We start from the raw sequence: 18,283 nt of genomic DNA, 5'->3' as shown, positions 1-18,283 counted from the left end.
AGTGTAAATATGACTGACAAAAGTGACCTACATACTAAAGCAATGGATTTTCTCCTAAAAACAAGCCGGACTTTTTTCATTCCAATCAGTTATCTCCCAAAGGGATTGCAAGAGGGTATTGGAGCTGCATACCTTTGCATGCGCGCCATCGATGAGATCGAGGACCACCCAAGTCTTCCTGCAGATAGTAAGGTTTCTTTGTTACAGGCCCTTAGTGAGCTGCCGGATGCGGATTTCAAGGAAGAGAATCTACAAAAGTTATTTGAACCATATAAGGATGAACTGCCCGAGGTGACCCTGTTTCTTTCGGACTGGGTTGAATTTTGTCCACCCGGTGCAAAAGATAAAGTCTTGGAGTCAACAAAGGAAATGGCCGAAGGCATGGCAAAATGGGTTATTAAGGACTGGCAAATCCATAATGAAGAGGAACTCGATGATTACACTTATTATGTTGCAGGTTTAGTCGGGGTCATGCTGTCTGATATGTGGAACTGGTACGATGGAACCGAAACGGACCGTGAACTTGCCATCGCATTTGGCCGTGGACTCCAAACGGTCAATATCCTGCGTAACCGCGAGGAAGATGCAGAACGTGGTGTGAACTTTTATCCGGATGGCTGGGGTTTCGACGAGATGCTTGCCCATACGGAGCGTAATCTTGCATTAGCCGATGCGTACATTGAAGAGATTGAAACGAAGGACATCATCCAATTCTGTAAAATACCTTTGGAATTGGCAAAAGCTACATTGAAAGCCCTAAAAGAAGGTAAAGAAAAAATTGATCGGGCTACCGTTACCGAAATTGTCAGCCAGGTTGTCGAACATTGATTTTTCAAAAAGCTGCTGTGAAAGTTACCATACCTTTCACAGCAGCTTTTTTCATGTTTTACATGCAGAACTCAAAAAATTCTAAAAAGTTAAAAAATATATTGGAATAATTGGGACTAAACGATTATAATTTAGGAAATAAAAGCGAAAAAAGCTGGCGTCGTTAGAAAAACATTATTTTAAATAAGGAAAAAGCGGGGGGAAAATATGAAAAAGAAATTATATTCAACTGCAGCCATGACATTGGTCGCAGGTTTATTATTGGCTGGGTGTGGAAATGAAAAGGAAAAAGATGCGGCAAAGGATGAAAGCGGAAAGGATACCTTTAACATTGGGGTAACACAAATCGTTCAGCATGATTCCTTGGATCAAGCATATGAAGGCTTCCAGGCGGCATTGAAGGATAGTGACATCAATGCTAAATATGATCTTCAAATTGCTCAGGGTGACCAAAACAACAGCCAAACGATTGCCAATAACTTCGTTGGGGATAAAGTGGATCTGATATTTGCGAATTCGACTCCTAGTGCTCTAAGTGCTTTAAATGCGACCAAGGATATTCCGATCGTCTTTACATCGGTTACCGATCCTGTAGCGGGGGAGCTTGTCACTTCTTTGGAAAAACCAGGCGGAAATGTGACGGGTACGACGGATTCCCATCCTGAAGCCATTGCCAAGTCAATGAAATTTCTAGCGGAAGAGCTTGGCGCCAAAACGATTGGAACGGTTTATAACACAGGAGAGCAAAATTCAGTCGTCCAAATAAAGAATGTTAAGGCGGAAGCGAAAAAAGCTGGATTGAAAGTCGTGGAAGCGTCCGTCTCGACTTCAGCGGATGTTAAACAGGCAACGGAATCATTAATCGGAAAAGCGGATGCTTTCTATATCATTACTGATAATACAGTTGTCTCTGCACTGGAATCGGTCATTTCCGTGGCAAATGATCAAGATATCCCCTTATTTGTCGGCGAGCTTGATTCCGTGAATGCTGGCGGTTTTGCAGCATATGGCTTCAGTTACTATGATATTGGTTATGAAGCGGGGCAAAAAGCGGTTGAAATCCTGAAGGATGGTAAAAAACCTGGAGATATCCCGGTTCAATATCCACAAAAACTGAAATTGGTCATCAATGAAAAAGCAGCAAAAGATATGGGTGTTGAAATAAAAGAAGAATGGAAAGCAGATGCTGAGTTTGTAAAATAAACTCTGCTTTTGTTCGGGGAAGGAAGAAAAACATGTTCTCAGCCTTATTCAACTCTTTTGAGTCGGGAATGATTTATGCAATCATGGCACTTGGTGTCTATTTAACATTCAGGATTCTCGATTTCCCGGATATGACTGTGGAAGGCAGTTTTGTGACAGGGGCCTCTGTTGCCGCGATTATGATCGTTAACGGTTACTCGCCGATCGTAGCCACGTTGTGTGCCATGGTGGCAGGGTTCATCGCTGGGACGATAACGGGGTTCCTTCATACAAAAGGGAAAATCAATCCTCTCTTGGCAGGTATCTTAATGATGATTGCGCTCTATTCGATCAATTTGCGGATCATGGGTGCATCCAACATTCCGTTGCTTTCCCAAACAACCATTATCACGAATATCCAGGATGCCTGGGCTGGCACTGGGCTGGACAATTTGTTGAATGGTCTTTTATCATTCGTGGGTCTCGGTGACAGCCTGCCAAAAACGTGGGCCATATTAATCGTTATGCTGGTTGTGGCTGTAGTCATCCAAGCGGGAATGTCAGCGTTTTTAAAAACGGAAATTGGTCTTGCCTTACGGGCGACTGGTGATAATGAAGCAATGGTCAAAAGTTTTTCCGCCCATACCGGCAACATGAAGATCTTAGGACTTGCAATCGGAAATGCACTTGTGGCTTTTTCGGGGTCCCTGGTTGCCCAATATAACGGTTTTAGCGATATAGGCATGGGGATTGGAATCATTGTCATCGGATTGGCATCCGTCATAATCGGTGAAGCTCTATTCGGGGCAAAAACGATTGCACGTGCTACGCTGGCTGTCATTGGAGGGGCGATCATTTACCGGATCGTCGTAACCTTGGCACTTCGCGTTGAATTCCTTGAAACGGGAGATGTTAAATTAATTACGGCACTTATTGTGGTCGGGGCACTTGTTATTCCAAAAATTTCCGATAAACAAAAGGAAAAAACCCGGAAGAAAAGGCGGCTTAAAGAAATACAGATGCGTCATGATGGCACTTTACCGAAAGGGAGGGGAGAATATGCTTCGGTTAAATCAGATTTATAAAGTGTTCAATGAGGGAACACCAGATGAAAAGCTAGCCCTTGGAAATCTGGAACTGCAGATGACAAAAGGTGAATTTGTAACAGTCATCGGTAGTAATGGAGCAGGTAAATCGACTTTGATGAATATGATTTCCGGTAAGATTCTCCCTGATGCCGGTGAAGTCATCATCGATGGTGAAAACGTATCGGCCATTGAAGAACATGCCCGTGCAAAAATGATTGGACGCGTTTTTCAGGATCCCATGCTGGGTACGGCACCGCATATGACGATTGAAGAAAATATGGCAATTGCTTATGGCAGAACCAATAGAAGAGGTTTAGGCTTTGGGGTGACAAAAAAACGGAAAGACCTTTTTAAAGAATGTTTGGGCACCCTTCATTTAGGCTTGGAAAATCGGATGACTGCAAAAGTGGGATTATTGTCAGGAGGGGAGCGTCAGGCACTATCATTGCTGATGGCGACCTTCACCGATCCTAAAATCCTGCTTCTTGATGAACATACTGCAGCGCTTGATCCTTCGCGGGCAGAACTTGTTACAAACCTGACAAAGGAAATCGTCGAAAAGAACCAATTAACGACGTTGATGGTGACTCATAATATGCAGCAGGCAATCGATCTTGGAAATTCCCTGATCATGATGGATAAGGGACAGATCATTTTTGAAGCCAGAGGCGCTGCAAAGCAGAAGTTAACCGTCGAAAAACTGCTTAACGAATTCCAACGCATCAAAGGCGAAAAAATGATCAATGACCGTGCAGTGTTGATTTAAAATGATGAAAAGGCCCGACCCAGGTGAGTTTAATCTTGGGTCAGGGCCTTTTTATTTTGGGGTAATTAATAAGATCGGGTCCTATTTTTGAAGAGATGCTTTGCCTAACAAAAATGGTTATTCGTGGGGTGCTCATGAAAGATCTTGATAATAGATGTCAATCGCTGTCGGCTGTGCTCCATGATGAACTATCATTCTTTCTGTTTCCGAAAATCATTTTTATAAATGGCCTTTTCTTCGTCTTTTTAGTGGCAGCAGCCTCTTCAGCCGCGAGGAAATAATCAAAGTGCTGGCCCGTTGGTGTTTCTAACGCTTCGATACGGGCTTCAAGCTTTTTAACGAGTTTGTGCATTTCTTCCATTTCACTTCTGTGCTGTAAAAGCTGATAGGATACAACATCGTCCGCTTTTGTTTTCAGGCCATTTTCCAGCCTGATGACCCGTTCAAGCAGTTGATCATGTTCTTTATTCGGTTCGGAGTGTTTTTGGAGGGTTGCTTTTCTAATCTTTTTCTCTGAGATGCTGACCTTTTGGAGAATGATGCCCTCGTTCAGCTGATCTTGGATTGTTCTCAATAATGCAATGTCTTCATCCGAAAACTGGTAGTGGCCAAGCTGATTCCGTTCTACTTCCATGTTCAATTGGGTGACCCAGCGTTGAATCGTACTATGGGAAACATTCAGTAACCGGGCAACTGCGCTTGTATTCATCGAGATTCCCCCTTTTGCTTGTTGAATTCGATAAGTATGGGGGAATTCCTTTACAGATGACAAAACATGTATTCATTCGGCAAAGAAAGTGGAATTCCTACGTAATTTGCATGAGGGGCAATCCAAGGTGGAATTCCCCGTTGAGCTGTTTTTTGCAAAGTGGTCTTTAAGAAGCATTTGCTATGGTGTGGGTGCTGGTCAATCAAGCTAAAAAGGGAAAAGTGATCCAGATGTCGAATTTACCCTTAAAACATGGAAAAGGAGGACTAGCATGAACAGGATCAACATTATAACTTTAGGTGTCAGGGATATTACTCAATCATTAAGGTTTTACCGGGACGGGTTGGGATTCCGTACATTGATTAAAGAGGACGATCCCGCAATCGTTTTTTTTATAATGCCGGTACGAAACTTGCTTTGTATCCTTTAGAGGAGCTAGCAAAAGACATTAATGAGATGGAACCGCCTAAGAAAAATGGTTTCCCGGGTCTTACACTCGCTTATAATGCTAAATCAATTGAAGAAGTGGATGAAATGATCAACAGGGCTGAAAATGCTGGGGGAACAATCGAGAAATCACCTCAGCATGTTTTTTGGGGAGGATACAGCGGATATTTTTCAGATCCCGATGGTTACTGTTGGGAGGTTGCTTATTCGAAGGACTGGAGTTTCGATGAAAATGATATGCTGATTATAAAGTAACGCTCACTTCAGAAGATTTACCCCTTTATAAGGCGTATGGATCATAAAAAGGGCTGTTGCCTGCCACTGCTGCAGGAGTGGCCAGGCAACAGCCGATCATCATGAGGCTTACTGCGAAACTACATATTTGGCCAGTTCTTTACTTATTTGATTGCCCATTCGCTTCGATTGCTCTGTCGCTTCTTGTACACAGGCAATGAATGCATCTTCCACTTGGTGTGCTTGTAGTGCTTTCAGACCTGCTTCAGTCGTTCCTCCTGGTGAAGTTACTTCCTTTCTTAGTACGGCAGGCGTTTTAGGTGATTTCTGTAACATGTCGGCTGCGCCCATCAATGTCTGGAGAATCAATTGCTTAGCGGTTTCGGAATCGAGCCCTATTTTTTCCGCTGATTTTTCCAATGCCTCGACCAAGTAATAAATATAAGCAGGACCGCTGCCTGATAAGCCTGTTACCGCATCTAGCTGGGATTCTTCGACCACTGCCACCGTACCCACCGTTTCAAAAAGGGTAATCGCCGTTTGTAATTGCGAGTCTTCCGTATGACAGTTAGCCGCAAGGGCCGTTGCTGATTTTCCTACAGCTGCCGATGTATTAGGCATGGCACGGACGATCGAAAACCGCTTGTTGGCGATTCCTTCCAAGCTTGTTGTATGAACCCCGGCAACAACGGAAATGAACAGCATTTCTTCACGAATGTATTCTTTTATTGATTGCATCGTTTCTAAAATATCTTTCGGTTTCACCGCCAGTACGACAAGGTCCGCATCCTGTACTAATAACTGCAGTGATCGTGTTGCAGTTACACCATATTGGTCCTTTAAATAAACGAACCGATCATCATTTGATTTATTTGTTACAAAAATATTTTCTGGTTCAATTACCTGTTGGGTCACCAGCCCCGAAATGATTGCTTCTGCCATCGATCCAGCTCCGATAAACGCGATTTTTTTCATATTTCCCGCTCCTTTTTCTTTTGAATTTTCGGCCATTTTATGAAGGCTGTTTTCACATACTTTGTTGCTATTTACCAGGTAGTGAGTTGTGGTTGATTTCCCTTCCAGATGCTCGCTTTCCGCGGGGCGGGCGGTGAGCCCCCTCGGCGTAAACGCCTGTGGGGTCTCACCTGTCCCGCTGCTCCCGCAGGAGTCTCGCACTTCCGCTCCAATCAACCTTAAATAGTTTCGTTTAAAAACAACAATCTTAACGAAAAGAGCCTTTATGAAAAACAAAAAGACCCCTCATCCAATAAAGGACGAAAGGTCTAGCTTCCGTGGTACCACCTTTGTTCAACTTTTCCATAATAAATACAGAAAAGCTGCACTTGATTCCTCTAACGCGGGAATTACGTCAGGTTTTCCTGAAGGCTCATAAGGTAGGTTCAATAATGAGGGGGCGATGAAGCCTTTCAGCACATTCCGAGCTTCACTCTCTTTACGCCATCATAAATTTACTTGGCCTTAATCAATGCCACGCCGTCTTTAATTACTTGTGATTATGAAGGATATATCAGTACTCTGTCAATGATAATATATGCATGGACGATAAAAAGTAGACATGAATTATGTGAAAATAATGACAGTGATTTAAAATACATGTAAAATGTTAATTATACATGATAGCTATACTTAGAATCCTGTTTAGCGTATAGAAAGATTTATATAAATATAATTTTCTAAGGTGGAAAAGATTATGGCGAATTGGAATGGAGATATTGCGAAAATTGCTTTGCCCACGCCGTTTGCAGTGGGTGATGTGAATGTTTATGTCGTTAAAGGGGATGCTTTAACATTAATCGATACTGGTGTGAAAACCAAACGTTCAAAGGAAGCCTTGACTAACGGTCTTGGGGATTTAGGTCTGAAACTGACTGATATCGAACAAATCATTTTAACCCATCATCATCCCGATCATGCTGGTGCACTCGATTTCTTTGAAAAGGATATCCCGGTTTATGGACACAAAAATAATCAGCGCTGGCTGACTATCAGTGATGAATTCCTTGAAACCCATAATCGTTTTTTCCTTGATTATGCCTCAAAGTTCGGAGTGGCAGAAGAGCTGAAAAATAAACTGATCCATAACCGCGACGAAATCCGTTTCCTTAGTGAACGGAAGCTGCATGGATATTTAGCTGAGGGGGATGAGCTCCCTGGTCTTCCAGGCTGGAAAGTGATCGAGACTCCAGGGCATGCGCAAAGCCATTTATCTTTTTACCGGGAAAGTGACGGGGTCATGATCGCTGGCGATCACTTGCTTGCCAAGATTTCACCTAACCCATTAATGGAACCACCTTTACTCCCTGGAGGCATGAGGCCTCGTCCGTTACTGCAATATAATGCATCACTTCAAAAATTATTGGATTTCCCCATATCCACTGTTTACTCAGGACATGGATCTGAAGTGGCAGGAGATGCAGTTGCAGACTTGATTCAATATAGATTCGATCGGCAGCATAACCGTGCCATGCAGGTGAAAAGCATGCTTCAAGATAAGCCTTTATCTGTCTTTGAAGTGTGTCAGCAGTTGTTTCCGAAAGTATACCTTCAGGAAGTGGGCCTGACACTTTCGGAAACGGTCGGTCAGCTGGACTATTTAGAAGACTTGGGTGAAGTCCAAACAGAAATCCAATCAGGGGTCATTCTGTATTCAATCGCTTAATGTTCGAAGGAGGCCGCTTTTTTTGAATAAGTTACAAGGTAAAGTTATTGTTATTACCGGTGCTTCCGGAGGGATTGGCAAGGAAGTTGCCATTCAAAGTGCAAAACAGGGAGGCCGTCTCGTCCTCTTGGCCAGAAGCATGGATAAATTACTGCTGCTAAAGAATGAACTGATCGCCCAATATGGGATTGATGCATATGCCTATAAGCTTGATGTTGCAGACACTGATCAGGTGACGAATGTTTTTAATGACATCCATGAGCAAATAGGTGAAGTGGATGTGTTGGTCAACAATGCTGGTTTCGGCACGTTTAAAGAAGCGCAGGATACGGAATTAAATGAAACGAAAGCAATGTTTGCTGTCAACGTCATTGGCTTAATGGCCTGCACAAAGCTGGTTCTGCCGTATATGAAGCAGAGAAAATCCGGGCATATCATCAATATCGCTTCACAGGCCGGTAAAATCGCCACTCCTAAATCAACATTGTACTCTTCTACCAAGTTCGCAGTTCTTGGCTATTCAAACGCACTTCGGCTCGAAGTGATGGAAGATCATGTTTTTGTGACCACAGTCAATCCTGGCCCTATAGAAACGAATTTCTTTAACATTGCGGATGAATCAGGTACATACTTAAAGAACGTTGAAAAATTCATGCTTAAGCCTGGAGATGTCGCTGCTAAAATCGTAGCGGCGATGCTGACCAACAAGAGGGAAATCAATCTCCCTGGCTGGATGAATTTAGCTGGGAAATGGTATAACATGTTTCCGAAGATCACCGAAACTTTAGGAAAAAAAGCATTTTTTAAAAAGTAGGCTAGTCTTTCGATTCCAGGTGAAAATTGGTCCAATAATAGGTAAAGGGGAATGTCGATGACATTCCCCTTTTGAATTAAGCGAAGTTATCATATGAATGGGTAACTATTTCATGGGGAATCCGTCTATTTCTATTAGGAGGGATTTTCATGAAGATGATTGTAAACCTTTATATATATTTATTCGTCGCCTTTATACTGGGCAGCTGTCAATCCCCCGATTGGAACATGGATGAATCCATTGATAAAGGGGAAGAAGGTTTCATTACGGATCTTGACGATAAGAGGATTTTGATTAAAGGGACGTACTATAAGGTGACCAATGATACATATATTCAAGATCAACATGGTAATGACCTTGATTATTCCGAACTGGAAATCGGGATGAAAGGGAAACCATGGCACCGGGGCGGGGTGAAGAAATCATTTCCTGGGAAAGCGGAAGCGGAATTGATTCTGGTTTTGACGGATGAAAACAGCTTAGCCGAACAAAGGGCGGTCATTGCTGCTCTCGATCATGTCAGCAAAGCGGAAAGTCAGCGATTCATGGTTCTCGAAGTCGTCCATTTACCCTCAGAGCATGTTTATAATATCGAAATGATGAATCGTTCCAACTTGGATTCTTCATTCATTGTGACTGTTGAGGATGTAACGGATGAAATATTATATATAAAATAAAACAACCGGACTGAATCACTTTGAAATTCTGTCCGGCTGTTTTATTTTATAAAGTTTTCGCACCTAAATATTTTGGTTTCCAATAAGAATTATCCATATCCGTGATGGTTATTCCTTTAGAAGACGTAGCACTAATGAATTGGCCATTTCCGATATAGATCCCAACATGGGATACTCCTGTTCTTCCAGAAGAAGTATCAAAGAATACAAGATCACCCTTAGCTGGTGAAGATACTTTTAAACCCGTATTGGAATAGAGCAAGGATGTTGTACGCGGTAAGGTAATTCCTTGGGATTTCTGGAATACGTAATAGACGAAGCCTGAGCAGTCAAATCCAGTTGGTGTTGTTCCGCCCCATTTGTAGGGTTTGCCTATTAAGGTTTTTGCATAGCTGATCAAGCTAGTATTATTGACTTTATAAACACCAAGCGCATTAAATGTGTTACGGCCGGCAATTCCGTCGGCAGTCAACCCTTTGGCTTTTTGGAATTTTTTTACTGCTGATACAGAATAGGTGCCGTAATATGTAGTCAGTGAACCTGAATATGTGAAATAACCTTTGGTTTTTAATAGTTGTTGTAGTTGTTTGACATCACTATGTGTCATTCCGGGTCTGAGGGTTTGGTCTCCAATATTGGCAAAGGCTTGCAGTGGGGTTAGCATCATGGCAGATGCAACAGCAGCTGAAGCGATCCATTTCTTCATAATTTTCATTTCCTCTCTATCTATCTCTCTATTATTTCTTAACAATATTATCCTACAATACCATTATGACAAATAGACATAATTTTGGTTACAGTTTCATTACAAAAAATGAGCATTAAGACTGGCTTCCAAGTAGACGAAAGTCTGTTGAAAAGGATGGAGGGATTTTAAAAAATCGAGCATATGGACCTACTTAAAATTATTCAAGCTACCAATTAATCTTTTTCAAAAAAACAATCTGGATACTCAGTTTAAATTTGGTATTTTATCCATTTTTAGTATCCATTATATTTTTCAAGGAAATTACAATAAAAAGTAGAAATTTGTATGAAAACTTCCATTGAATAAGAACGTATATTCGGTTAAAGTTATGAATATAATAAAGCGAACGTATATTCTTGTTAGGGTGAAGAAATGATGGATTATGGGACGATGCCGAAACAATCAATTATGTGTATCGATATGAAAAGTTTTTATGCAAGCTGTTCAGCGGTCATGCTTGGTCTGGACCCGCTTGATTGTTATTTGGCGGTGGTTGGTGATTTGGAGAGGACAGGGAGCATTGTGCTCGCGGCTTCTCCAAAGATGAAGAAGGAATTTGGCATCAAGACAGGTTCGCGGATGTTTGAGATCCCGAATGACCCGAGGATTGTCGTCGTTGAACCTAAAATGGCGACTTATTTAAGGGTTTCGACGGAAATCACCCGCTTGTTCAACCGTTATGTGCCAAAAGAAGCGATTCACGTATATAGTGTGGACGAAAGTTTTGTGAAAGTCGATGGTGCTGCTTCTTTATGGGGAGATGCCCGCATGATAGCTGAAAAGATAAAAGATGAAATTGAACGGGAATTACAGCTCCCCTGTGCCATTGGAATTGGACCGAATATGCTCATGGCAAAACTTTGCCTTGATTTGGAAGCCAAACATAAAGGTATTGCGGAATGGAAGTATGAGGATGTGCCAAGCAAACTTTGGCCGATTTCCCCGCTTCGTGAAATGTGGGGGATCGGCAGGCGCGTAGAAAAAACCCTTCATGGAATGGGGATATTTACGGTTGGGCAGCTTGCCAATTATGATCTTGAATTACTTGAAGCGAAGTTTGGAATTATGGGCAATCAGCTTTACCACCATGCCTGGGGAATAGATTTATCCGATATGGGGGCAGCGATCATCGAAGGGCAGGTCAGCTTCGGCAAAAGTCAAATCCTGCTGCGGGATTATAAGGATGAGCATGAGGTAAAGCAGGTCATGCTGGAAATTTGCGAAGAAGTTGGAAGAAGGGCACGCACCCATCGTAAGGCAGGAAGAACGGTGAGCCTAGGCATTGGTTACAGCAAGGATGAGTTTGGCGGAGGTTTCCATCGTTCGCGTTCGATTAACGAACCGACCAACATCACGATGGAGTTATATAAAGTTTGCCTGGAGCTTTTCCATGAGAACTATAAGCAAAAAACGGTTCGAAGCATAGAGGTCAGACTCTCGAATATTGTGGATGATAATGAAATGCAGCTGACTCTATTTGATGCTTCGCGCTGGAAGAAGCGGGAATTGAGTTACACGGTTGATCGAATCCGCCACAAATATGGAGCCAAATCGTTATTGCGTGCCGTTTCGTATACAGAAGCAGGTACAGCCGTATACCGAAGCAAGCTGCTTGGTGGGCATAAGGCGTAAGGCTGACTTTGAAAGGAGGGAAAAGAAATGATTCGTGATCGCGGCCGTATCAAATGGACATCGATGATGTTGCCGGAACATGTGAAGATGCTCCGTGATTGGGCGGTGGAGGATGGCTATGAAACGAAGCGCATCCTGGATGAACAGCAACTGGAAGAAATGAATGCGGTAATGGGGGAAGCGATGGAGGAAAGAAAGGATGTCACGATTGCTCATTATGAAGGAAACCGGTATCAGCTGTTAATCGGCAGGATCCATTATTATAATGAGCTCACCCAAAAGCTTCATATCGTTGACCGGTTTGAGCAGGCTCACTATATCAGGCTTTCCGATATAGCGGATGTAAGGATAATGGAATGATGAGCGGAAGGGCTGTTCCCCAAGGGACAGCCTTTCAAACGGCATCGTGATGAAAGGTATCACGGAGGAGTATGAGAATCGGCATTTGTTAGCACCGTCAATGAAGAAAGTGATTTTCGTGTCGGCTGACGCTTGTAAAGGAGGCAGTTTCTTTAACAGAAACGTTTTTATCGTTTATAATGGGGGAATGCAAAGACATCGGGAGGCAACAATCATGTATATTGAATGGACGGAAACAGCGGCTGGGAAAATAGCCGGTAAGGTACAGGGACAAAAAGGATATTTACAGTTGAAATATGATACTGATGGCTGCGGCTGCGTGGTAAGTGGTGTGACGGCGCTATGGTGGGTCAACGAACCTGAAGAAGGTACCGAAAAAGTGGAAACGAACGGAATTCCGCTATATGTTGAGAAATCAAAAATGATATTTCTTGATGAAGTCATGAAAATAGACTTTGTTCCGGAAGCGAACAGCTTTCAATTAAAAAGTCCGAATCAAATCTTAAATCCGAGGATGAGCTTTTTTAATAAAATCTAACTAAAGCAAAAGAGGGGATCGTAGACACCCTCTCTTTTCTTTTCAGACAAGTTTTTTTAGAAACTGATCGATTTGATCTTCGTATTCTTTTGGATTTTCATTATAAGATTGAGCGTGGGCCCCTTTTTTAGCGATGTACAGCTGTTTTGGGCCCTCTTTTGCTGCATATAATTCCGCTGTCATGGAAGCGGGAATGAAACTGTCATTTTCACTATGGATGAACAGCACGGGTTTTCGGATATTTTTCATATAATCGATTGGGGACACTTCATTGGTCCAATATCCGTCACGGAGTTTGATGAACGTACGCCCGAGCGGAAATACGGTCCAAGAAGGAAATGGGACTTCATGCTTGAGCCTGTGTTTGATCTGATCCTCGAAGTTTGAAAATGGACAGTCGGCAATGTAAAAATCAGCACCATCTTCAAGCATCCCGGCATATAAAAGCAGGGTTACGGCCCCCATGGATTCTCCATGAATGCCAATATGAAGGTCGGGCCCTTTACGTCTTTTCAATTCATCGATTACGGCCTTCAGGTCGAATTTTTCATAATGTCCATAACTGCTCGTCTTGCCACCGGAATCCCCATGCCGGCGGTGGTCATAAATGATCGCATTGAAGCCCCGCTTAAGAAAAATGTTCATGTACTTAATCGAATTGACTTTGTTCTCCGTCACACCATGAGAAATGACCACCCACTTTTTGGTGTCATGGGGTTCGATAAACAAGCATTTCAAGGAATATCCGGATGGTGACGATACCCAAATTTCCGATTTAGGCAGATTATCAAAATCCTCCGTGATCAGGCGTTTAGCCATGATTTCACGACTTTGGATAAAATCATCTTCCTTCTTTTTCATATACATGATCCGATTGGAAAAATAAAGGCCGACGCCGATGATATACGCTAGGATTCCAGCCAGTGTAAACCACCATTTCTTCATGAAAGGACCTCCTCGAATGATTTTCTTTATTTTACCATGAGGGAAATGGGAAAACACTGTTTGAAAACCATGATGAGGAAAACGGCAGTCGTGATATAATTATTTCATAAATGGCCAGGAGGTTTTAAGGATGAAAAAGAAACAGCCGCGAAAACAAAGTCAAAGCAAAAACCAAGATAAAGATTCATCTTCATTGAAACTCGGTGATATGATCAATCAAGATATCATGTCCCAGCTTCGTCAAAAGCAAAAAGAACTTAATGAGGCTGAACAAGAGAAAAGGGAAGCGGAAGAAGAAAAAAAACGTGAAGAAAGAAAGCAGCGGGAAAAGAATAAATCATTCGAAGAACTATTGGGTGAAAGCAATCTGAACTGGAAGAACTATAAATAGAACAGGGAGCAGTTAAAATTTTAAAAGGGCTGGCTCCCTTTTTCTGTTCAGGAATTCCTTTATTTTATAAAGTATAACGATTATATTAAAGATAAGTTCGATATGCTTTCATATCGGATGGACTACTATTAGCTGGTGATGGGATGCAAAATAAAATAGAAAAAGTGCTGGAAGACCAATTATGTTTCCTGCTTTATGCAAGTTCGCGGGAAATGACGAAGAAATATAAACCGTTGCTTGATAAACTTGAAGTGACATATCCTCAATATCTTGTTCTGCTTCTATTATGGGAACAGGATACACTTACAGTAAAAAAACTTGGGGAGCTCCTTGCCCTCGACTCAGGAACGCTTACCCCCATGTTGAAACGAATGGAGCAGAATGGCTTGATTGTCCGTGAACGTTCCACTGAAGATGAACGGTCTGTCATGATTAAGCTGACGGAAAAGGGACTTGGTTTACAGGCAGAGGCCTGTTTCATTCCCAATCGCATTTCGGCAATGTCGGGTGAGGATAAGAAGGTGGTCGAGGATTTAAAAGCTTCACTGCTCCAACTATTGAAAACTTTACAGCAATTTTAGCAAAGAAAAGACGCTTGGGGTTCCCCAAGCGTCTATTTGTCGGATTTAATCTACATCTATTTCAAAGGCGACGTCCACATTGCCGTTGATTGCTTTTGAATAAGGACACATTTGATGCGCTTTATGAACAAGGGTTTCGAATGTCTCCTTGTCGACCCCGGATCCCTTCACAGCCAAAGTTATAGCCAAGCTGTACTGATGCATCTCACCCATCAATAGACTGACGCTTGCGGTGACTTTTGAATCGAAAGAAACGCGTTCAATTTTACCAACTGATTGCAAAGCACTATCAAAACATGCAGCATATCCAGCTGCAAAAAGCTGTTCCGGATTAGATGCTTCAGGCATCTGTTTAGCCCTTGGTGTTCCAGGCATCGCAATATCAACCGTGAAGTTGCCGTCAGCAGAAATTGCCGTTCCTTCTCTTCCGCCATCGACTGTTACAGACGTTGTAAATAATGTTTTTGTCATCATTTTTTCTCCCTTATCTTTTTTATTTTTGATTGTGCGCAACTGAATTGTACAACATTAATTTTAGGATGTCCAATGATAAGTTTAAAACCGTTAAATGGGTTTTGGAAGGAATTAGAATGATCGCAAACTTGAAGTTGGTAAAGAAGGCGAAAAAAAGATGGAACGGAAAAAGGCTGACTATCCCGTTGATTAAACGGAGATAGAGCAGCCTAAAGGTTTGTCCTGACATTTCTTTTTTAATTCCGGTGACTTTCATATTTGTTCACTTTGGTCAACCGCTTCAGGATATCCAACTCGGTTGTGGACAGTGAAGGGCTGTTGGCAGCTTGGCAGTTATCACGTAGCTGCTGTACTGAGCTTGCTCCTGGAACAACGGTAGCTACGCTTTGATGGGACAAGACATATTGAAGTGCCGTTTCATTCAACTTCCTATCGGAAAGTTTGTCCTTTATTTGCGGAAGCAAATCTTTAAGTTCGTGATAGCTATAGTCAAGGTATCCATCCTCATTTGCCTTTTCAAGCATTTTTTCACTGAGCAGCCCTTTGGCAAGGGGCCCACGGGCGATCACGCTGATCTGTTTGTTGGCTAAAAGGGACAGCCACTCTTCTGGGCGGCGGTCGAGCAGATTAAACTGCATCATCACGGAATCAAGCTCAGACTTTTCAGTGAATTCCTTGATGACATTCGGACGAATCGAGGAAATTCCATAATATCGGATATAGCCTTCTTTTTTTAAATCTTCAAATGCTTCTACCGTTTCTTCGATATTGTCTGAAAGGGTGCCGCCATGTAACTGATATAGGTCAATATAATCAGTCCTCAATCGCTTTAAGCTATCTTTTACTGCCGTTTTAATATGAGCGCCGGATGGATCCCAGCTCCAGGAATCTTTATTTTCATTCCAGCGGTTTCCGACCTTGGTGGCTATGTATACCTTATCGCGGACCGATTTTAAATTCTTTCCGACGATTTCTTCATTCATACCGAAATCATATAAATCGGCCGTATCAAAATAATTGATTCCTTCATTTAAAGCGGCCTGTATGATTTCGGATGCCTGATTTTCAACAGTCCCCAATGACATGCATCCAAGCCCGATTTCAGAAACTAGCAAGTCAGAATTTCCTAGTCTGCGTTTTTTCATGTTATCCACTCCCTTTACATTCATTGTAAAGGAGAAATCCATTTCACTCAAAGAATTCACTTGATCCGTTTTAAAGGAGTGGGTGGCACCTGATCGTGAATGTCGGCAATCCAATCATTGACATAAACATATTGATTTTGTAATTGCTTTAGTTTTTGAATAATTTCCCAGCTCTTTCCGGATAAAGTAACGCTTTTTTCCAATACGTAAACTTTCATTAAATCGCCCTCCATCTCTATTATGGTAAAATGTATGAGGAATCATGCTGCAATTAGAACAGAGGAGTGGTCACGATGAAAAAATTTGAAGAAAAAACGCTGTCTTCGGAAAAAATCTTCACAGGAAAAGTAATCAGCCTGCAAGTGGATGATGTAGAGCTTCCTGATGGGAAAACGGGTAAACGTGAAATAATCAAGCATCCGGGAGCGGTTGCCGTCATAGCTCTCACGTCAGAAAATAAAATCATCATGGTTGAACAGTACCGTAAAGCGCTGGAGAGAAGCTTGGTGGAAATTCCTGCAGGGAAGCTTGAAAAAGGCGAAGAACCGGTCCTGTCGGCTAAACGGGAGCTGGAAGAGGAGACAGGTTATGAATGTGAAAAAATGGAGCATATCATATCCTTCTATACATCCCCAGGTTTCGCCGATGAATTGGTCCACCTGTATGTGGCCCACAATTTGAAAAAGAAAGAAAATGCGGCACCGCTGGATGAAGATGAATTTGTCGAGATGCTTGAACTCACGCTGGAGGAAGCTCAAACTTATATGGATGAAGGGAAGATCCAGGATGCCAAAACGGCATATGCAGTTCAGTATTTGCAGTTGAAAAAGGCGATGACATCATAAATGAAAGAGTATTACGCTGACCTGCATATCCATATAGGCAGAACGAGAAGCGGAAGGGCCGTGAAAATAACAGGTGCTAAAACGTTAACCTTCAGCAATGTGCTGCAAGTGGCAAGTGAAAGGAAGGGCCTTGATCTAATCGGGATAATCGATTGTCATTCTCCTGAAATTATCGAAGAGATCGAAGCGGGGATTCTTGATGGCGAAATCACGGAAAAGACTGAAGGCGGACTTCAATACAAGAATACAACCATCATTCCGGGCTCGGAGATTGAAATTTATGATCAAAATTGTAATGGACCGATCCATGTCCTCGCCTATTTTCCCACTTTAAATGCGATGAAGGAATTCGCCTCATGGATGAGCGGACATGTTAAAAATATCACCTTGAGCTCCCAAAGGATTTATTGTGATGGAAGAACGCTGCAAAAAACCGTGAAGTCACTGGGCGGCCTGTTTATCCCGGCACATGTTTTCACCCCATTTAAAAGCTTATATGGAAAAGGGGTGCGATCCAGTCTGACTGAAGTATTCGATCCGGAGCTAATTGATGCCATCGAGCTTGGTTTAAGTTCGGATACAGAAATGGTCAAGGATATCGAGGAGTTGGACTCCTATGTATTCGTAACAAATTCCGATGCGCATTCGCTTGGGAAAATCGCTCGTGAATATCAAAAAGTCCTGCTTGAAGAACCAAGTTTCAATGAGCTGGCAAAAGCCCTTAAAGAAACAGGGAATCGCAAGGTGACCGTTAATTATGGATTGAACCCCTTATTGGGAAAGTATCATCAAACCGTATGTTCAGGGTGCTTACATCAGGTATTGAGGGATAGTGAACAATGTCCTGAGTGTGGTAATAAATCCATTATTAAAGGGGTATCGGCCAGGATTGAAGAACTCTCCGTTTCCGGGATGGACAGAAGAGACGGAAAGGAAAGGCCGCCGTATATCCATCAAGTGCCACTCGACTTCATCCCGGGACTCGGACCTAAATCCATGGAAAAACTGCTGGTGGCATTTGGAACAGAGATGAATATCCTTCATGAAGTTACGCTTGAACAGCTAATGGAAATCGTTCCTGAAAAATTGGCGGTCTACATCGATTCTGCCAGAAAAGGGACGCTTTCTTTTGAAGTGGGGGGCGGAGGAAAGTACGGAAAGGTCAAAAAGGAATTAACCTGAAAAAAGTCCTGACAGAT

General features: G+C 42.5%; 21 protein-coding genes and 1 pseudogene. 15 read left to right on the top strand and 7 right to left on the bottom strand.

What is annotated here, in order from left to right; translation table 11 throughout:
- The first annotated feature begins 9 nt into the window (after nucleotides 1–9).
- The 4 genes from AC0VX1_RS16900 (at nucleotide 10) to AC0VX1_RS16885 (ending at nucleotide 3,864) form a co-directional block, all read left to right on the top strand.
- Nucleotides 10–828 carry a squalene/phytoene synthase family protein gene (locus AC0VX1_RS16900; RefSeq protein WP_057278773.1) on the top strand — a complete coding sequence of 273 codons (819 nt, stop codon included), beginning with the start codon at nucleotides 10–12 and terminating at the stop codon, nucleotides 826–828.
- Nucleotides 829–1,035: 207 nt separating this feature from the next.
- On the top strand, nucleotides 1,036–2,031 hold the full coding sequence (locus tag AC0VX1_RS16895) for an ABC transporter substrate-binding protein (RefSeq protein ID WP_053535655.1): 996 nt from the start codon (nucleotides 1,036–1,038) through the stop codon (nucleotides 2,029–2,031).
- A 32-nt stretch (nucleotides 2,032–2,063) separates the two neighbouring features.
- A complete protein-coding gene (locus AC0VX1_RS16890; RefSeq protein WP_475468030.1) occupies nucleotides 2,064–3,095 on the top strand; it encodes an ABC transporter permease in 1,032 nt (343 codons plus the stop codon).
- Nucleotides 3,070–3,864 carry an ABC transporter ATP-binding protein gene (locus tag AC0VX1_RS16885; protein WP_475468028.1) on the top strand — a complete coding sequence of 265 codons (795 nt, stop codon included), beginning with the start codon at nucleotides 3,070–3,072 and terminating at the stop codon, nucleotides 3,862–3,864. The genes AC0VX1_RS16890 and AC0VX1_RS16885 overlap by 26 nt, the downstream gene beginning before the upstream one ends.
- A gap of 157 nt (nucleotides 3,865–4,021) precedes the next feature.
- Here AC0VX1_RS16885 and AC0VX1_RS16880 read toward each other — a convergent pair whose 3' ends face one another.
- Nucleotides 4,022–4,573, bottom strand: coding sequence for a MerR family transcriptional regulator (locus AC0VX1_RS16880; protein WP_413010506.1), 552 nt, complete (start codon nucleotides 4,571–4,573; stop codon nucleotides 4,022–4,024).
- 271 nt (nucleotides 4,574–4,844) lie between these two features.
- Here AC0VX1_RS16880 and AC0VX1_RS16875 point away from each other — a divergent pair.
- Nucleotides 4,845–5,275: pseudogene (locus AC0VX1_RS16875) on the top strand (VOC family protein).
- 108 nt (nucleotides 5,276–5,383) lie between these two features.
- Here the strand turns inward: AC0VX1_RS16875 and proC are convergent.
- Nucleotides 5,384–6,505, bottom strand: coding sequence for a pyrroline-5-carboxylate reductase (proC, locus tag AC0VX1_RS16870; RefSeq protein WP_475468026.1), 1,122 nt, complete (start codon nucleotides 6,503–6,505; stop codon nucleotides 5,384–5,386).
- A gap of 460 nt (nucleotides 6,506–6,965) precedes the next feature.
- On the opposite strand from proC, the gene AC0VX1_RS16865 reads away from it, so the two are divergent.
- The 3 genes from AC0VX1_RS16865 (at nucleotide 6,966) to AC0VX1_RS16855 (ending at nucleotide 9,425) form a co-directional block, all read left to right on the top strand.
- A complete protein-coding gene (locus AC0VX1_RS16865) occupies nucleotides 6,966–7,934 on the top strand; it encodes an MBL fold metallo-hydrolase (protein WP_328135598.1) in 969 nt (322 codons plus the stop codon).
- A gap of 22 nt (nucleotides 7,935–7,956) precedes the next feature.
- The gene (locus AC0VX1_RS16860) at nucleotides 7,957–8,748 is read left to right on the top strand and encodes an SDR family NAD(P)-dependent oxidoreductase (protein WP_106026862.1); all 792 of its coding nucleotides are present in this window, start codon (nucleotides 7,957–7,959) and stop codon (nucleotides 8,746–8,748) included.
- A 149-nt stretch (nucleotides 8,749–8,897) separates the two neighbouring features.
- On the top strand, nucleotides 8,898–9,425 hold the full coding sequence (locus AC0VX1_RS16855; protein WP_413010509.1) for a hypothetical protein: 528 nt from the start codon (nucleotides 8,898–8,900) through the stop codon (nucleotides 9,423–9,425).
- 46 nt (nucleotides 9,426–9,471) lie between these two features.
- Here the strand turns inward: AC0VX1_RS16855 and AC0VX1_RS16850 are convergent, their stop codons facing one another.
- Nucleotides 9,472–10,131, bottom strand: coding sequence for a C40 family peptidase (locus tag AC0VX1_RS16850; protein WP_053535646.1), 660 nt, complete (start codon nucleotides 10,129–10,131; stop codon nucleotides 9,472–9,474).
- A gap of 414 nt (nucleotides 10,132–10,545) precedes the next feature.
- On the opposite strand from AC0VX1_RS16850, the gene AC0VX1_RS16845 reads away from it, so the two are divergent.
- The 3 genes from AC0VX1_RS16845 to AC0VX1_RS16835 all read left to right on the top strand — a co-directional run bounded on the left by AC0VX1_RS16845 (nucleotide 10,546) and on the right by AC0VX1_RS16835 (nucleotide 12,703).
- Nucleotides 10,546–11,805, top strand: coding sequence for a Y-family DNA polymerase (locus tag AC0VX1_RS16845; protein WP_057278767.1), 1,260 nt, complete (start codon nucleotides 10,546–10,548; stop codon nucleotides 11,803–11,805).
- A gap of 27 nt (nucleotides 11,806–11,832) precedes the next feature.
- Complete coding sequence (locus AC0VX1_RS16840) at nucleotides 11,833–12,165, top strand: YolD-like family protein (protein ID WP_034308183.1); 333 nt, start codon at nucleotides 11,833–11,835, stop codon at nucleotides 12,163–12,165.
- Between the two features lie 214 nt (nucleotides 12,166–12,379).
- Nucleotides 12,380–12,703, top strand: coding sequence for an iron-sulfur cluster biosynthesis family protein (locus AC0VX1_RS16835; RefSeq protein ID WP_413010510.1), 324 nt, complete (start codon nucleotides 12,380–12,382; stop codon nucleotides 12,701–12,703).
- Between the two features lie 42 nt (nucleotides 12,704–12,745).
- On the opposite strand, the gene AC0VX1_RS16830 is transcribed toward AC0VX1_RS16835, so the two are convergent.
- On the bottom strand, nucleotides 12,746–13,648 hold the full coding sequence (locus AC0VX1_RS16830) for an alpha/beta hydrolase (RefSeq protein WP_475468020.1): 903 nt from the start codon (nucleotides 13,646–13,648) through the stop codon (nucleotides 12,746–12,748).
- Nucleotides 13,649–13,778: 130 nt separating this feature from the next.
- On the opposite strand from AC0VX1_RS16830, the gene AC0VX1_RS16825 reads away from it, so the two are divergent.
- Both AC0VX1_RS16825 and AC0VX1_RS16820 read left to right on the top strand, forming a co-directional pair.
- Nucleotides 13,779–14,039, top strand: coding sequence for a YqkE family protein (locus AC0VX1_RS16825; protein WP_063575712.1), 261 nt, complete (start codon nucleotides 13,779–13,781; stop codon nucleotides 14,037–14,039).
- A 143-nt stretch (nucleotides 14,040–14,182) separates the two neighbouring features.
- A complete protein-coding gene (locus AC0VX1_RS16820; RefSeq protein ID WP_475468018.1) occupies nucleotides 14,183–14,620 on the top strand; it encodes a MarR family winged helix-turn-helix transcriptional regulator in 438 nt (145 codons plus the stop codon).
- A 45-nt stretch (nucleotides 14,621–14,665) separates the two neighbouring features.
- Here AC0VX1_RS16820 and AC0VX1_RS16815 read toward each other — a convergent pair whose 3' ends face one another.
- The 3 genes from AC0VX1_RS16815 to mciZ all read right to left on the bottom strand — a co-directional run bounded on the left by AC0VX1_RS16815 (nucleotide 14,666) and on the right by mciZ (nucleotide 16,457).
- A complete protein-coding gene (locus AC0VX1_RS16815) occupies nucleotides 14,666–15,091 on the bottom strand; it encodes an Ohr family peroxiredoxin (RefSeq protein WP_034308168.1) in 426 nt (141 codons plus the stop codon).
- Between the two features lie 239 nt (nucleotides 15,092–15,330).
- Nucleotides 15,331–16,239, bottom strand: a complete 909-nt coding sequence (locus tag AC0VX1_RS16810; RefSeq protein ID WP_057278764.1) for an aldo/keto reductase — start codon at nucleotides 16,237–16,239, stop codon at nucleotides 15,331–15,333.
- A 56-nt stretch (nucleotides 16,240–16,295) separates the two neighbouring features.
- The gene (gene mciZ, locus AC0VX1_RS16805) at nucleotides 16,296–16,457 is read right to left on the bottom strand and encodes a Z-ring formation inhibitor MciZ (RefSeq protein ID WP_082854579.1); all 162 of its coding nucleotides are present in this window, start codon (nucleotides 16,455–16,457) and stop codon (nucleotides 16,296–16,298) included.
- Between the two features lie 75 nt (nucleotides 16,458–16,532).
- Between mciZ and AC0VX1_RS16800 the strand changes: the two genes are divergently transcribed.
- Together AC0VX1_RS16800 and AC0VX1_RS16795 are read left to right on the top strand one after the other, a co-directional pair.
- Nucleotides 16,533–17,084, top strand: a complete 552-nt coding sequence (locus AC0VX1_RS16800) for an NUDIX hydrolase (protein WP_034308163.1) — start codon at nucleotides 16,533–16,535, stop codon at nucleotides 17,082–17,084.
- A complete protein-coding gene (locus AC0VX1_RS16795) occupies nucleotides 17,085–18,266 on the top strand; it encodes an endonuclease Q family protein (RefSeq protein ID WP_475468014.1) in 1,182 nt (393 codons plus the stop codon).
- Nucleotides 18,267–18,283: the final 17 nt, after the last annotated feature.

The sequence above is a fragment of the Peribacillus sp. QJM3NY_7 genome (assembly GCF_056173225.1).
This window is presented reverse-complemented; position numbering and strand designations above follow the sequence as displayed.

Excerpts from the sequence above, each read along its gene's own strand:
- AC0VX1_RS16795 (WP_475468014.1), top strand. The coding sequence starts at position 17,085 with ATGAAAGAGTATTACGCTGACCTGCATATCCATATAGGCAGAACGAGA.
- AC0VX1_RS16865 (WP_328135598.1), top strand. The coding sequence starts at position 6,966 with ATGGCGAATTGGAATGGAGATATTGCGAAAATTGCTTTGCCCACGCCG.
- AC0VX1_RS16810 (WP_057278764.1), bottom strand. The coding sequence starts at position 16,239 with ATGAAAAAACGCAGACTAGGAAATTCTGACTTGCTAGTTTCTGAAATC.
- AC0VX1_RS16900 (WP_057278773.1), top strand. The coding sequence starts at position 10 with ATGACTGACAAAAGTGACCTACATACTAAAGCAATGGATTTTCTCCTA.
- AC0VX1_RS16845 (WP_057278767.1), top strand. The coding sequence starts at position 10,546 with ATGATGGATTATGGGACGATGCCGAAACAATCAATTATGTGTATCGAT.
- AC0VX1_RS16855 (WP_413010509.1), top strand. The coding sequence starts at position 8,898 with ATGAAGATGATTGTAAACCTTTATATATATTTATTCGTCGCCTTTATA.
- AC0VX1_RS16820 (WP_475468018.1), top strand. The coding sequence starts at position 14,183 with ATGCAAAATAAAATAGAAAAAGTGCTGGAAGACCAATTATGTTTCCTG.
- mciZ (WP_082854579.1), bottom strand. The coding sequence starts at position 16,457 with ATGAAAGTTTACGTATTGGAAAAAAGCGTTACTTTATCCGGAAAGAGC.
- AC0VX1_RS16830 (WP_475468020.1), bottom strand. The coding sequence starts at position 13,648 with ATGAAGAAATGGTGGTTTACACTGGCTGGAATCCTAGCGTATATCATC.
- AC0VX1_RS16840 (WP_034308183.1), top strand. The coding sequence starts at position 11,833 with ATGATTCGTGATCGCGGCCGTATCAAATGGACATCGATGATGTTGCCG.
- AC0VX1_RS16825 (WP_063575712.1), top strand. The coding sequence starts at position 13,779 with ATGAAAAAGAAACAGCCGCGAAAACAAAGTCAAAGCAAAAACCAAGAT.
- AC0VX1_RS16895 (WP_053535655.1), top strand. The coding sequence starts at position 1,036 with ATGAAAAAGAAATTATATTCAACTGCAGCCATGACATTGGTCGCAGGT.
- AC0VX1_RS16890 (WP_475468030.1), top strand. The coding sequence starts at position 2,064 with ATGTTCTCAGCCTTATTCAACTCTTTTGAGTCGGGAATGATTTATGCA.
- AC0VX1_RS16815 (WP_034308168.1), bottom strand. The coding sequence starts at position 15,091 with ATGACAAAAACATTATTTACAACGTCTGTAACAGTCGATGGCGGAAGA.
- AC0VX1_RS16880 (WP_413010506.1), bottom strand. The coding sequence starts at position 4,573 with ATGAATACAAGCGCAGTTGCCCGGTTACTGAATGTTTCCCATAGTACG.
- AC0VX1_RS16885 (WP_475468028.1), top strand. The coding sequence starts at position 3,070 with ATGCTTCGGTTAAATCAGATTTATAAAGTGTTCAATGAGGGAACACCA.
- AC0VX1_RS16850 (WP_053535646.1), bottom strand. The coding sequence starts at position 10,131 with ATGAAGAAATGGATCGCTTCAGCTGCTGTTGCATCTGCCATGATGCTA.
- AC0VX1_RS16800 (WP_034308163.1), top strand. The coding sequence starts at position 16,533 with ATGAAAAAATTTGAAGAAAAAACGCTGTCTTCGGAAAAAATCTTCACA.
- AC0VX1_RS16835 (WP_413010510.1), top strand. The coding sequence starts at position 12,380 with ATGTATATTGAATGGACGGAAACAGCGGCTGGGAAAATAGCCGGTAAG.